Here is a 15,180-nt window from a genome sequence, read left to right on the forward strand (position 1 = left end):
TAGGTGAACATGGGCTGCCGGACGCCTTCCTAACGGCAGGTAAACCTTCCTTAAGCCAATGTAGAAAACTCTTGATTTGCTACCAAAGGAGAAAGTAGGCCGAAAACTTTTGGTAGATGCCACTTGTGAGCCCTTCCTTATCCGCAGAGGACCGAGAAGTAAATGCAACGATTTGCATTTATAGCGAGGGGCCAGTTGGAGCGCTGGCAAAGCTCCGAGATTCAGCTTTTTATTTTTTTAAAAATCGCGGAGTTTTTAAACCGGTTTTTAGATCTAATCTAGGACCGATCGGAAAATGCAACGATTTGCATTTGCCGAGAGGGGCCAGTTGGTGCGTTGGCCTTGGCTACGGCTGGCTCCTCTTTCCAAAGGTACACTGTACCTTTGTCTCTCGGCCCTGGACAAGCAAAGAAATCATAGATTCACGAAATCCATTAGAAAACAAATAACAATTCTTGAGTAAAATGAAAGGGAATTTGGTTGAGGGGAAAGGTATAGTATAACTGGCATAAGAAAAAGAAGTCCTGCTCAAATCAACATTAATATTTTACCTAAACACAACAATTAGTCATGATCCTTAAAATATTAGCATAGATTGCCGATAACTAAAAGCCGATTATAAACAATTCCTTACCATCCACACATTTAGGGCTTTATTAAGAGGATTCTCGTGTTACCTTTAGGGTAAGCAACATAAAAAGAGGGGGTTAGGTGGTATTAACCTGACACAGTGAATGGTTATCCTAAAATTATATAACAATATACAATAGAGATATAACGCATTCCCACTTTATAAAACAGAAATTTGAATTTTTAAATTCACAACTATGTCACAGATTACACATATTATATTGGAATTGAATCTAATTTTCACTGGTGGAGTTATCCTCTATTTATTATATGGAATGTTTTTTTCAAAAAGAAATAATCAATGGTAGTCTACTCTATGACTCGCACCCAACACATTGGCACTAACATACAGATTTCATCTGTTTTAGATTAACTCAATTATCTACTTAGATATTCAAACACCCAGAATTTAGGCTAGATCTCCTGATCCTCTGAAATTGGGATTAACGGCAGCAATTGACTGAAGACAAAAAAAGGCTCCCAATTACTTGGAAGCCTTGTTTTTACTACTGTGGGCCCTACTGGATTCGAACCAGTGACCCCCTGCTTGTAAGGCAGGTGCTCTGAACCAACTGAGCTAAGAGCCCCACTATTTCATTTCAAAAAATTTGCTTTTAGCTTCTCGGGGCGCGCCCCTTGCTGTAAGCAGGTGCAAATATAAGACAGTTTTTTACTTCTGCAAAAGAAAACCAAAAAAAATATCAAACTATTTCTGCAACCACAAAAGTACTCCCTCCTACAAAAATGAAGTCGGCCTTATCAGCTGATTTTTTTGCAGATTCAAACGCCTCAGCAACAGATGCATACGCTTCACCCTTTAAACCACAAGCCACTGCCCGCTCTTTTAAAGCTGCCACAGCTAACCCCCTTGGAATATTTGGTCTACAAAAATAATACTGTGCATTTTTCGGAAAAAGAGGAAATATTTGCTCCAAATCCTTTTCCTTAACAAATCCGAGCACCATATGCAGCTTGTCTGCTTTCTGTTTTTTTATCTGATCCAAGACAATAGTGAGCCCCTCTGTATTATGGGCAGTATCACACACTACTAAGGGGTTCTCCCCCAATACGTGCCATTTACCCATCAAACCAGTATTCACAGACACTTTATCTAGCCCATTAACTATATTTGATTCTGTTATAGAAAACCCTTTTAATTCTTTAATGGCAGCCACCACCCCTTTTACATTTTTGGACTGATACCCCCCCAGCAAAGAAGTTTTATAGGTGCTAGGTACTACTTCACTCGCAAAAACTATCTTAGAACCCATATCCTGAGCTACCTCAGAAAAAACCACTGCCGTCTCCTCTTGAAGCTCGCTGATTACCACAGGGACGCCCGGCTTTATAATACCTGCTTTTTCATAGGCAATCTTTTGAATGGTATCTCCCAACACCTCTACATGGTCATATCCTATATTAGTAATCAAGGAAACCTCCGGGATAATAATATTGGTAGAGTCTAACCTCCCCCCCATGCCCACTTCTATAATAGCAATATCTACCTCCTCCGATTGAAAGTATTGAAACGCCATACCCACTGTCATTTCAAAAAAGGACAATTTATGAGCCTCCAAAAACACTTTGTTTTTTTTAATGAAGTTAACTACATACTCCTCTGGCACTAGCTTACCATCTACCTTTATCCGCTCACGAAAATCTTTTAAATGTGGGGAGGTGTACAGCCCTGTCTTATAACCAGCCTCTTGCAAAATAGAGGATAACATATGGCTACTAGACCCTTTTCCGTTGGTCCCTCCAACATGGATACTTTTAAATTTCCTTTCCGGATTGCCCAGAAACTCCGTAAAACTACGTATGTTATCTAGTTTAGCATTAAAGGCAGACGCTCCTTTCTGCTGGTACATGGGCAGCTGGACAAACATCCACGCCAAGGTTTCCTGATAAGTCATTGCGTATTGCAGGTTGAATTAAAAATAATGATATACTGTTAAAAAAATGGAGAGCACTTTAGTTCTATACTTGTTGATAGGCCATTTAAAAGACCCACTAATTTCCATGAAAATTACTCCCCCAATTTGAAGTTAACAACTACAAAACCGGTTTGCTGTGACGGGGCATTGGCATCTAGATTCCATTTATGCATTAAAGCGGTTTGTTTAGCTGGAGCCAACAGACAGGGATGATTATTGGTAGTACCTTTTACTCCCGGGGTGGCTTCTACCACGTCTCCATTCCTATTCACTACTATCCTAACTACTACCCTACCTTCCTCATTACATTCTTGCGGCACTTTCCCTTGATTAACTAACGACCTGCCCTTAAGCCCATATCCCCCGCTTCCAGTACCAGCGCCAGGACTACCGTAATAACTTGTAGCATAAGGGTCACCTTCCGGACTCCCCTTATCCCCAGTCTGATTGTCATCACCTTCGCTTCCAGTGGCGACACCGTCAGATTTATTAATGCCCCCGATAAGTTGATCTAATTTATTCCTTTTCGCTTCTTGCTCGCGTTTAATCTTCTCTTCCGCTTCCTTCTTCTCACGCGCAATCCTATCTGCTTCCGCCTGGGCTTTCTTAGCAGCCTCTTTAGCCTTGCGTGCTGCTTCTTGTTGCTGTTTAATTAAAATAGACTCCTCATCCTCTTGGGTAAGGACTTTTTCTATGGGTTTCTCCTCTGCCACCTGTTCTTGAGGAACCTGCTCTTGCACTTTTTCCTCTATCACCTCGGGTTTAGTAACCGGTTGGGATTTTATTTTTTCCTTGGGCTGAACCTTTCCGCTTCCATATTCCATGGTACCAAAATTAATGGTAATACCACTTTCCAATGGGGGATCCATATAGGTAAGTCCAATATAAAAAAGTAAAAGCAGGAGCACGCTAAGCAACAAGGTTGTAAGCGTAAAGGATTTCTTTTTATGTTTTGTATTGAATAATGCCATTAATTGGGGCGCACTGCCAAAATAACCTTGTAATTATTTCTATTGGCAATATCCATCACATTTACGGCCTCTTTAATGGCCACGCTTTCTTCTGCTCGTAGAATAATCGTAGGTTTCTCCTTTCCCTCCAGTGCTTTTTTTAGTTCAATTTCTATGTATTTCCCGTTAATTTTTTGGTTGTCCACAAAATACTCAAGGTTCTTATTGATACTCACCGATACATTCTGGGTATTAGTAGACTTCCCTTTTGCTTTAGGCAGCAATAAATCCAACGCATTTGGAGAATTTGCTGTCAACATAAAGAAAATGAGCAATAAGAATACGATGTCCGTCATGGACGACATGCTAAAATCTGGACTAACCTTATTTCTTCCTTTTAGTTTCATATATTCTAGCCTACAGGGGTTCGTTCAATAAATCCAAGAACTCTACGGCATTGGCTTCCATTTTATGGACTACCTTATCGGTTCTGTTCACCAAGTGATTATATCCAATATAGGCAATAATCCCAACTATTAAGCCGGCTACCGTAGTAGTCATAGCGGTATAGATACCCGCAGCCAATGAGCCCATTTCTGCCTGTCCCCCACTGGAGGCCATTTCGTGAAAGGCCAAGATCATTCCAATTACAGTTCCCAAGAAACCAATCATAGGTGCAGCCCCGGCTACCGTAGCCAAAACACTTACGTTCTTTTCCAGTTTATAAACCTCTAGGGTACCTGCATTTTCAATGGCCGTATTGATATCATCTAAAGGTTTTCCGATTCTGGAAATTCCTTTTTCCGTTAACCTGGCCACAGGGGAGTCGGTCTGCGCACACAATAGTTTTGCTGCTTCCAACTTGCCATTAGTAACATGATCCCGTATTTGGTTCATGAAATTACTATCTATCTGAGACGCCGCCTTAATGGCAAAAATTCGTTCAAAATAAATATATAGCGCCACAAAGAGCATGGCAAAGAGCACAGAAATAATCAGGATACTCCCCGTACCCCCACTAACTATTAAATCGATTGCTGATAGGGTCTTCTCTTCCGACACTAATTCCTCTATTCCTGCCTCTTGGGCAAGGTCTTGTAACAATATCATAAATTCTCTTTTATACGTGTTGCCTTAATAACGTTTTTTTGGGTTTTAAATTATCTGTTCTTCGCAAAATTTCCTCCCTATGGTCAACTTCCATAAAAAGGCCGTATGGGCGTAGTTAAAAGGGCAAGTGAACAAGACCTGCCAATTTTTTATACCCATGTACAGCGCAAAAACTTAAGACCAATTAAGGAGAAAGTTCATTGCAAATATCTTACAAATAACAGAACTTCAATAATCGTTCCCAAGATCGATTTTGATTTGGCTAAATTAATTGTTTTAATGCAATTTCAAATCCTGTTTTACTAAGATTGATTTTGGTATTATTTGCTTTGAATATATTTAGAAGTGCCTTTCTAATGGTTTTTGAGGTATCCTCAAAAATCAATTTATCATCCAAAGGCACCCTTCCTTCCATAAAATAGGCGAAAACACGGGCCATTCCACAATTGGAAACAAAGTCTGGAATTAAACTTATCTGCTGGTCCGTAAATTGCATGGTAGGTCCAAAAAAGATCTCTTTATCCGCAAAAGGTACATTGGCCCCACAGCTAATAACTTCTAATCCGGTATTGATCATGGTAGAGATTTGATCTTTTGTTACCAATCGGGAAGCAGCACAGGGCATAAATACTTCTGCAGGCAGACTCCAAAACCTTTGGTTCATTTCCTCAAAAGGAATCATATTTTCCGCATTAAGGGTATTCCCGTCTTTATTTAGGTACATAGTGGTCATTTCTTCCAGGGTAAAACCCTCCTCCTTTATCACTCCCCCTGTCCTATCCAAAATACCCACTACCTTTGCGCCCATTTTGGTCAAATAAAAAGCTGCAGCAGAACCTACGTTCCCAAATCCCTGTACTATGGCTCTTTTCCCTACTACCGAACCATTTTGCAATTCGTAGTAATGCTTAACAGCCTCTGCAACTCCAAATCCGGTAATGAGATCTGCTACGGTATACTTTCTGGAGGGATCGGGTGAAAACTCTGCATTTTCCAACACCTTTACTACACCCAACCTCAATTGTCCTATCCTATTGATCTTATCGGCCTCCGTTGGTTTAAAATGTCCATTAAAAACACCTTCCTGTGGATGCCAAACCCCGGCTTCTTCCGTAATGGGAATCACCTCCTGTATCTCATCTACATTTAAATCTCCTCCGGTACCATAATAGCTTTTTAACAAGGGGGCAACTGCTTTATACCAGCGTTGCAGCACCTCATTTTTTCTAGGGTCCTTAGGATCAAAATTAATTCCGGATTTTGCGCCCCCAATAGGAGGGCCCGAAACCGTGAACTTAACTTCCATTGTCTTTGCCAAAGACAACACCTCGTTTAGGTCTAACCCTTCCCGCATTCTGGTACCTCCACCGGCCGCACCACCACGCAGGGAATTAATCACCGCCCATCCTTCTGCATTGGTCTCTGCATCTTTCCAGTTAAAAACTATCTCGGGAGGCTTCTCCTCAAACTTTTTAAGTAATTCCTTCATTTGCTTAACCTTCCTTTTATGTGTATAGATTGGGGAAATCGCTACAACCTTGATATATGCAATACCTTAAGTTTTAGTGACGATTATTAGTAACACCCCTTAATAAGCTAAGGATTATTCCTTTATAGGAACCCTAACTAACAAATATAGAAATATAGATCAGTTTTTAAACTTTTTATTCATCCTATTTATTTCATTGGATACCATTATATTTGTTACAACCTCTTAAATTTTCAATAATGGATTTCACACTATCGGAAGAACAATTAATGATTCAACAAGCAGCAAGGGATTTTGCCCAAACCGAATTACTTCCTGGAGTAATAGAGAGGGACGATGCCCAAGAGTTTCCATCAGAACAAGTGAAAAAAATGGGGGAACTAGGGTTTCTTGGCATGATGGTAGACCCTGCCTATGGCGGCAGCGGCATGGATACCATCTCCTACGTGTTGGTTATGGAAGAGCTCTCCAAGGTAGACGCCTCATCGTCCGTTGTGGTTTCGGTCAATAATTCTCTGGTCTGTTCGGGATTGGAAACGTACGGTAGTGACATGCAGAAAGAAAAATATCTAAGCAGACTGGCGAGTGGTAAATGCATTGGCGCCTTCTGTCTTTCCGAACCTGAAGCGGGCAGTGACGCCACTTCCCAAAAAACCACCGCTTTGGATAAAGGAGACCATTATCTTTTAAACGGTACAAAAAACTGGATTACCAATGGTAGCACGGCCGATATTTATATTGTAATTGCACAAACAGATTTAGAAAAAGGACATAAGGGGATCAATGCCATAATTGTGGAAAAGGGGATGCCAGGATTTGTTATTGGCCCCAAGGAGAATAAATTAGGCATACGCGGTAGCGACACCCACTCCCTCATCTTTAACGATGTTAAAGTACCCAAGGAAAATAGAATTGGCGAGGATGGATTTGGCTTTAAATTTGCCATGAAAACCTTGGCTGGCGGAAGAATAGGAATTGCTGCACAAGCGCTGGGAATTGCAGCAGGAGCTTATGAGCTCTCCTTAAAATATGCCAAAGAAAGAAAAGCTTTTGGAACCGAAATAGGGAACCACCAAGCCATTGCTTTTAAACTAGCCGATATGCACACAGAAATACAAGCCGCAAGGCATATGGTGTATAAGGCCGCTTGGGACAAAGATCAAGGAAACAACTATGACATTTCCGGGGCCATGGCGAAACTTTATGCCTCGGAAGTAGCCATGAAAACCACGGTTGAAGCAGTTCAGATACATGGAGGCAACGGATTTGTAAAGGACTATCATGTGGAACGGATGATGCGCGACGCTAAGATTACCCAGATCTATGAAGGCACCTCGGAAATTCAAAAAATAGTTATCTCCAGAAGTATTTTAAGAGACTTATAAGGTAATCACCCTCTAGGAATAACCTATTTCCCTTAAGGCGATTCTGAGCAAACCGTGGTTTCAGGGTATAATATAAACCTGTCCACGGTCCTTATTACCTATCTACTCCCTTCTGCTAAACACCTAGCATAGCGTGTTGGCGACTAGCCTGCGTCCTATACTATTTCTTTCCAACTAACTGGAAATACTTCCTCAATTATCCAATTAGCCTGTGCAGATATGAGTTAATTATGACAATCATAGAATTTAGCCTTCAAATATACAGATGTGCATTTTCAGCAACGTTTCATTAAAAATCCTGCATTTTTTATTGTAAAATAGATCTTTCATTACATTAAATGCTGTGTTTTGCTTATTTTTGAGTGAATACTTCAAAGAATAAGGATGAAGAAACAAGGATTATATCTTCCGGAGTTTGAGCATGACAACTGTGGAGCTGGATTTATATGTAGCCTAAAAGGTGAGAAGTCGAACGACATTATCCATAAGGCATTGGAAATTTTAGAAAAATTGGAACATCGCGGTGCGGTGAGCTCTGATGGTAAAACTGGGGATGGTGCCGGAATCTTGGTAGACATACCACATAACTTCTTTAAAGAAGAATGTGATTTTGATTTACCAGAACCTGGGCATTATGCAGTGGGCAACATTTTTCTACCACAAAAGGAAAACCAAAGGAATTATTGTATTAAGACCTTTGAGGAAAATATTGAAAAGCAAGGACTGCAATTATTAGGATGGAGAGATGTTCCTATAAACCCATCCATTCCAGGCAGAATTGCCGCGCAAACAGCCCCTTTCATCAAGCAACTCTTTATTGGCAAACGAGACGAAGAGCAAGATGATTTCAATTTTAATTTAAAGCTGTTTATCGCAAGGAAGGTCACGGAACACACCATTGAGGAATCTAAACTTTCCGAAAGCAATTTTTTCTACGTTCCCAGCCTTTCCACCAAAATTATCATCTTTAAAGGGCTATTAATGCCAGAGGACATCAGTCTTTACTATAAGGACTTAATGGACCCAAGGGTAACCACCAGATTGGCCCTGGTGCACCAGAGATTCTCAACCAATACCTTCCCTACCTGGGATCTTGCACAACCATTTAGATATATGTGCCATAATGGGGAGATAAACACTTTAAGAGGTAACGTCTCTAGAATGCGGTCTAGGGAAGAGCTCATGAAGAGCGATTTATTTGGGGAAGAGATCAAAAACATCCTCCCAATTGTACTTCCAGGAAAATCAGATTCGGCCACCATGGACATGGTGGTAGAACTATTGTTGATGACGGGAAGATCGCTTCCAGAGGTCATGATGATATTGGTCCCTGAAGCATGGGAGAAAAACCCCGAAATGTCCGAAGCTAAAAAAGCCTTTTATGAATACCACTCTTGCCTAATGGAACCATGGGACGGCCCCGCATCCATTCCTTTCACCGATGGCAACTATATAGGAGCCGTACTGGATAGGAACGGCCTGCGTCCCTCTAGATATTCTGTTACTAAAGACGGTTTTGTCATTATGTCCTCTGAAGTAGGGGTCGTGGATATCGCCCCTGAAAACGTCGCTCTACACGGTAGATTAGAACCGGGTAAGATGTTCTTGGTAAACATGGAAGAAGGCAGAATTGTTAATGATGAAGAAATTAAAGAAAAAATTGCCATTAAAAACCCCTATAAAGAATGGCTTACCAATAATCTGGTACACCTAAAGGACATTCCTTACAATGATTGCCCCATATTTCTAAATGAGGCCTCCGTACAGCGAAGAAAATCTATTTTTGGCTATACTCAGGAAGACTTAAATACCATAATTCTTCCGATGGGAAAAACGGCCAAAGAGCCTTTAGGATCTATGGGATCGGACACCCCCATCGCCGTACTTTCCGAACGACCCCAACTATTATACAACTATTTTAAACAGTTATTTGCCCAGGTAACTAATCCCCCCTTAGATGGCATCCGCGAAGAACTAATAACAGACATTAGTCTGACCTTGGGGGCCGATCAAAATATATTTGAATTTTCGGAACTCCACTGTAGAAAACTAAAGATTCAAAATCCGGTGATTTCCAAGGAGGATTTGGATAAAATAAAGAATTACGATTCTAGCCCGCACTTTAAGGTAGTATCCATTCCCATGCTTTATGAGGTTGACAAAGGTCATAATGCCTTGGAAGATGCACTGCAATCTATTTTAGACCAAGCAGAAACCGCCGTTGAACAAGGCACCAATATCATTATCCTTTCAGACAGAAATGTTAGTGAAACAAAAGCTCCCATCCCCGCCCTATTAGCATGTTCATTTGTTAACAGTGGCCTGCAACGATTAAAAAAACGCTCCCAAGTGAGCCTAATTATAGAATCTGCAGAACCTAGGGAGGTGCATCATTTTGCCCTATTATTTGGTTTTGGCGCCAGCGCCATAAATCCGTATTTGGTAAATGAAATTATTGCCGAACAAATTAAGGAGCAAGACATTACAGAATATAGTGTTGACGAAGCCATTAAAAACTACAACAAGGCTATTGGAAAGGGTATCCTAAAGGTGATGAATAAAATAGGTATTTCCACCTTAAACTCCTATCGAGGATCCCAGTTGTTTGAGTGTATCGGGATAAACACCAAAACGGTAGACAAATATTTCCCCCACACGCCTACTAGAATACAGGGAATAGGCCTCTATGAGATTGAAAAAGAAATTTCCAAGCGCCATACAAGAGCCTATGGAAAGCAGGAAATACCCGCTAATTTAGATTTGGAAATAGGCGGACAATACCGTTGGAGAAGGAATGGGGAAAAACATTTGTTTAATCCCCTGACTATTGCAAAACTTCAAATGGCAGTACGCAACAATGAACCAAAGTCGTACAAGGAGTATTCGCAGTTAATAAATGAACAGACCAAAGATTTAATGACCATTCGTGGTTTATTTCAGTTCTCCAACTACGACCCTATCCCCTTGGAGGAAGTAGAACCTTGGACCGAGATTGTAAAGCGATTTAAGACAGGCGCCATGTCCTATGGCTCCATCAGTAAGGAAGCGCACGAGAATTTAGCGATCGCCATGAATAGAATAGGCGGAAAAAGCAATTCCGGGGAAGGTGGTGAATCTGCAGAACGATTTTACAAAAACCAATCCGGGGATTGGAGTAATAGCGCCATAAAGCAAGTGGCATCGGGTAGATTTGGAGTAACCTCCAATTATTTAACCAGTGCCGAAGAGATCCAGATAAAGATGGCCCAAGGGGCAAAGCCTGGAGAAGGTGGACAATTACCAGGCCCAAAGGTGAATCCTTCCATCGCTAAGACTAGGAATTCCACCCCCTATGTGGGCTTAATTTCACCGCCACCCCATCATGACATCTATTCTATTGAGGACTTATCCCAACTTATTTTCGATTTAAAATCGGCCAACCGAAAAGCGCGAATTAATGTAAAACTGGTTTCGGAGATTGGAGTAGGTACCGTAGCAGCAGGTGTTGCCAAGGCAAAAGCAGATGTTATCCTTATTTCTGGCCATGATGGCGGCACCGGAGCCTCACCGCTCACCTCTCTAAAACATGCAGGCCTTCCTTGGGAATTGGGAATTGCAGAAGCACAACAGACTTTGGTCATGAACGATCTTAGGAATAGAGTGGTTTTGGAATGCGACGGCCAGTTAAAAACAGGAAGGGACGTAGCCATTGCTTGCTTATTGGGGGCGGAAGAATTTGGTTTCGCAACAGCCCCCTTAGTTGCTTCTGGTTGTATCATGATGCGTGTCTGTCATCTAAACACATGCCCTGTAGGGATTGCGACCCAAAATCCAGATTTGCGCAAAAAATTTAAGGGGAAACCAGAACACGTGGTAAACTATATGTATTTCGTTGCCCAAGAACTACGAGAAATTATGGCGCAATTAGGCTTTAGGACCATAGACGAAATGGTGGGACAGGTACAGAAGCTAGACCGCACAAAGGCCATGGAACATTACAAGGCGGCAGGGATTGATCTTAGTCCTATATTACATCAAGTGGATGTTCCCCTAGGAACTAAATTCCACAACACCCAGAAGCAACAGCACGACGTTGAGAAGTCTATCGAATTTGAAATCTTGGAAAAAGCACACCCTGCCTTATTCAGGAAGGAGAAGACCATTTTAGATTTCCCCATTCACAATACCGATAGGGCAGTAGGAGCCATTATCAGCAATGAAATCTCCAAGATATACGGAGCCGATGGTCTCCCAGACAACACCTTAAAACTAAACTTTACCGGATCTGCGGGACAAAGTTTTGGGGCTTTTGCTACCAAAGGATTAACCATGGTGGTTAACGGCCACACCAATGATTACTTGGGAAAAGGACTTTCCGGTGCCAAACTAATAATCAAGGTTCCTTATAAATCAACCTTAAAACCCGAGGAAAACGTTATTACGGGGAACGTTACCTTATACGGCGCCACATCTGGAGAAGCTTATATAAACGGAAAGGCGGGAGAACGCTTTTGCGTTAGAAACTCCGGAGCAAAAGCTGTTGTAGAGGGCATTGGTGATCACGGATGTGAATATATGACTGGAGGTACAGCCGTAATATTAGGCGAAGTAGGTAGAAATTTTGGCGCTGGTATGAGCGGAGGGATCGCCTATATTTTTGATGAGAGAAATAGCTTTGAAAAGAATTGCAATTCAGAATCCTTAAATCTTTTAAAGGTAGAGGAGGATACAGACATTGCAGAACTTAAAGAATTAATAGAAAATCATTACAACGCAACCCTTAGTCCCATTGCCCAGCGGATATTGGAAAGATGGGAGGACAGCTTACCTAGGTTCATCAAAGTATTTCCGGAAGAATACAAACAAGCATTGGCTCGTTTAGAAAAAGAAAAATTAGAAACCATATAATCGTACTATGGGAAAGATAACAGGATTTTTAGAATTCGATAGAAAAGTGGAGGGATACGCTCCAGTAGAAGATAGAGTAACGCATTATAAAGAGTTTACCCTGCCCATGAAAGCGCAGGAATTAAAGGACCAAGGGGCCAGATGTATGGATTGTGGCATTCCTTTTTGTCACAGTGGATGCCCTTTGGGGAACCTAATCCCAGATTTTAACGATGCTGTCTATCGTGGAAAATGGGAAAAGGCGGCCGAAATTCTACATGCCACTAATAACTTTCCAGAATTCACTGGAAGGTTATGTCCCGCTCCCTGCGAGGAAGCTTGTGTTTTGGGGATTAACGAGGATCCCGTTTCCATTGAGAATATTGAGAAGAATATTGTAGAGACCGCATTCTCCAAAGGATGGGTAGTAGCCCAACCACCTGTTAAAAGATCAGGAAAAACAGTTGCGGTAATCGGTTCCGGACCCGCAGGATTGGCCGCAGCACAGCAATTGAACAGAGCCGGACATTTGGTGACTGTGTTTGAGCGAGACGAAAAGGTTGGCGGACTCTTGCGATATGGGATTCCAGATTTTAAATTGGAAAAACAGGTGATAGACCGCAGGGTGGCAATCTTAAAAGAAGAAGGCATCCTATTTAAAACAGGAGTACATGTTGGGACCACTATTTCGGCAACCGAGCTTAAAGAGGAGTTTAACGCCCTTGTGCTTACTGGTGGCGCTACTGTGAGAAGAGGCTTACCCATTGAAGGGGCAGACCTTAAAGGGGTGGTACAGGCCATGGATTTCTTAAAACAGAACAACAAACGAGTAGATGGCATTACCGAGCTAGGGGAAGAAATTAAAGCCACTGGAAAGGATGTTATTGTTATAGGAGGAGGCGATACAGGATCGGATTGTATTGGAACCTCAGTTAGGCATGGCGCTGCGTCTGTTACCAATTTTGAAATTTTAGGTAAACCAACTGTGCAACGACCAGAAAATCAGCCATGGCCCTTTTGGCCCATGCGTTTACGTACCAGTACTTCCCATAAGGAAGGCGCAGAAAGAATTTTCAGTATTTCTACCAAAAAATTTATTGGTGACAAAAATGGAAATCTTACCGGCCTTATAACCTCGGAAGTGGAATGGATTACAGCACCAGGAAGGCGCCCACAATTAAAAGAAATTCCAGGTACCGAAAAAGAATGGAAATGCAATTTGGCATTATTAGCCCTAGGTTTCACAGGATCGGAAACAACCATAGCAGACCAATTAGGGCTTAAAACAGACATACGCTCCAACATTAAAGCCAGTGAAGCAGATTACCAGACCAACGTACCCGGTGTATTTGTAGCAGGGGATCAGAGAAGAGGACAATCTTTAATTGTTTGGGCCATCTCCGAAGGGAGACAAGCAGCACACCATGTAGATAGTTTTCTTATGGGAAGCTCCAATTTACCCCTTAAAGGAGAAGGGGACCTACCTAGGATCTAAGTTATAATTAAGTCTAGATAAGGCAATAAAAAGGATTTAAATAAATAGAATTGCAATTGAGAAAGTGGCAAAAGGAACATAGAGTTCAACGCTGCAAGATCTTTTTAATATTGCAATTCTATTTTTGTTTTTATAAAGGAATATGGATAAAGCTTATCAGCAAATAATTGAATCCCATTTTCTGGAAGTATTTAACAACAACTACAAGTCTTACCTATAATTTTCTTCTTAGCCACAAGCTACCAGTAGCCCTATCCTTGTAGCTGTAACCAAAGGTTGGCAACCCTAAATTAACGATTTTTACGACTCCTAATGAAGTTTCATTTACGAACGCATTACTTACCCATTTGATACTTTTAAGGAGCTAACATGGCCTAGTTTAGGGGAGTGGCCTCACCATAATATCTTTAAAATAAACCACACTTTTAGGATCGTGTCCCTGTAGGGCAAAGGTTCCACCTTTAAGGGTTCTATGTACACGTTCTCCTTCTCGTTTAGGAATGGCGGGTTCTGTATAATCTACTACTACTATATCATTGATTTTTACAATAATGCGATTTCCCTCTACTTTTATGTACTCTGTATACCATTCATCGTCTTTAGCATAGGTTTCCATTATATTAAGCACATCGTATAAGCTCCCCGTCCGTTTCCAGTCGCCATGGGAATTGTTCACTTGCACCTCGTAACCGTGAATAGGCCAGCCATCTTCTTGATAACGAGTGTGTATATATATTCCCGAATTGGAATTAGCTCTGGTCATTACAGAGGCCTTAAATTCGAAGTTTTTAAAATGATGGTTTTGAACCTCGCCCATATAAAACAAATGTGCTTTTGGCCCTGCCACTTTAATGGCGCCATTTTCCACAGAAAAGGTACCTGCATTCTCCCCCACTTTCCAGCCCTCTAAATTTTTTCCATTAAACAGGGCGATCCATCCGTCCTTTTTTTGGGTATCCTGTGAAGTTACTGTGTTAAAAAAGGCTAGGGATGCTACTAGAAGTAATACATAATGCAGTTTGTATTTCATGGTTTCTTCATTTTATTGATATTCAATATACAACAATTCGAAAAAACAAGGAAGTATTTTGCACCTCCCTAATATAGGTTGCCCCATAAAAATGAAATAAAAACTATTATTCTAAAACCTGTCCTGGAATTATATAAGGCAAGTTATGGTTGATAAAGGCGGGAACGGCATCCCTGAAGTATTAAGGCCAGGGCATGGGTTATACCTGGAGGCAGCTGGTGTATTTTGGCCCCTTATCTGTAGTGATCGGTTTCCGGGACTAGCTGTTTCTTAAAACAGGTCAAAAAAAAA

General features: G+C 41.4%; 9 protein-coding genes and 1 tRNA gene. 3 read left to right on the forward strand and 7 right to left on the reverse strand.

Annotation, left to right across the window (positions count from 1 at the left end; genetic code table 11):
• Positions 1-1,142: 1,142 nt before the first annotated feature.
• The 6 genes from BV214_RS16045 to BV214_RS16070 all read right to left on the reverse strand — a co-directional run bounded on the left by BV214_RS16045 (position 1,143) and on the right by BV214_RS16070 (position 6,113).
• Positions 1,143-1,217: transfer RNA gene (locus BV214_RS16045), tRNA-Val, on the reverse strand.
• Positions 1,218-1,331: 114 nt separating this feature from the next.
• The gene (locus BV214_RS16050) at positions 1,332-2,543 is read right to left on the reverse strand and encodes a bifunctional folylpolyglutamate synthase/dihydrofolate synthase (protein WP_086478516.1); all 1,212 of its coding nucleotides are present in this window, start codon (positions 2,541-2,543) and stop codon (positions 1,332-1,334) included.
• Between the two features lie 113 nt (positions 2,544-2,656).
• Positions 2,657-3,535 (reverse strand): energy transducer TonB, encoded by an 879-nt coding sequence (locus BV214_RS16055; RefSeq protein ID WP_086478517.1) that lies wholly within the window; start codon positions 3,533-3,535, stop codon positions 2,657-2,659.
• Positions 3,535-3,921, reverse strand: coding sequence for an ExbD/TolR family protein (locus BV214_RS16060; protein WP_086478518.1), 387 nt, complete (start codon positions 3,919-3,921; stop codon positions 3,535-3,537). The genes BV214_RS16055 and BV214_RS16060 overlap by 1 nt, the downstream gene beginning before the upstream one ends.
• Positions 3,922-3,931: 10 nt before the next feature.
• Positions 3,932-4,624: a MotA/TolQ/ExbB proton channel family protein gene (locus BV214_RS16065; protein ID WP_086478519.1), complete on the reverse strand. Its 693-nt coding sequence runs from the start codon at positions 4,622-4,624 to the stop codon at positions 3,932-3,934.
• A gap of 262 nt (positions 4,625-4,886) precedes the next feature.
• Complete coding sequence (locus BV214_RS16070) at positions 4,887-6,113, reverse strand: Glu/Leu/Phe/Val dehydrogenase dimerization domain-containing protein (RefSeq protein ID WP_086478520.1); 1,227 nt, start codon at positions 6,111-6,113, stop codon at positions 4,887-4,889.
• A 239-nt stretch (positions 6,114-6,352) separates the two neighbouring features.
• Here BV214_RS16070 and BV214_RS16075 point away from each other — a divergent pair, with 239 nt between their 5' ends.
• The 3 genes from BV214_RS16075 to BV214_RS16085 all read left to right on the forward strand — a co-directional run bounded on the left by BV214_RS16075 (position 6,353) and on the right by BV214_RS16085 (position 13,859).
• On the forward strand, positions 6,353-7,498 hold the full coding sequence (locus BV214_RS16075) for an acyl-CoA dehydrogenase family protein (RefSeq protein ID WP_086478521.1): 1,146 nt from the start codon (positions 6,353-6,355) through the stop codon (positions 7,496-7,498).
• Between the two features lie 384 nt (positions 7,499-7,882).
• A complete protein-coding gene (gene gltB, locus BV214_RS16080; protein ID WP_217868842.1) occupies positions 7,883-12,385 on the forward strand; it encodes a glutamate synthase large subunit in 4,503 nt (1,500 codons plus the stop codon).
• Positions 12,386-12,392: 7 nt separating this feature from the next.
• Positions 12,393-13,859 (forward strand): glutamate synthase subunit beta, encoded by a 1,467-nt coding sequence (locus tag BV214_RS16085; protein ID WP_086478523.1) that lies wholly within the window; start codon positions 12,393-12,395, stop codon positions 13,857-13,859.
• 379 nt (positions 13,860-14,238) lie between these two features.
• Here BV214_RS16085 and BV214_RS16090 read toward each other — a convergent pair whose 3' ends face one another.
• Positions 14,239-14,889 carry a 3-keto-disaccharide hydrolase gene (locus BV214_RS16090; RefSeq protein WP_086478524.1) on the reverse strand — a complete coding sequence of 217 codons (651 nt, stop codon included), beginning with the start codon at positions 14,887-14,889 and terminating at the stop codon, positions 14,239-14,241.
• Positions 14,890-15,180 lie beyond the last annotated feature (291 nt).

Source organism: Arenibacter amylolyticus (assembly GCF_002150785.1).
GTDB classification, from domain to species: Bacteria; Bacteroidota; Bacteroidia; order Flavobacteriales; family Flavobacteriaceae; genus Arenibacter; species Arenibacter amylolyticus.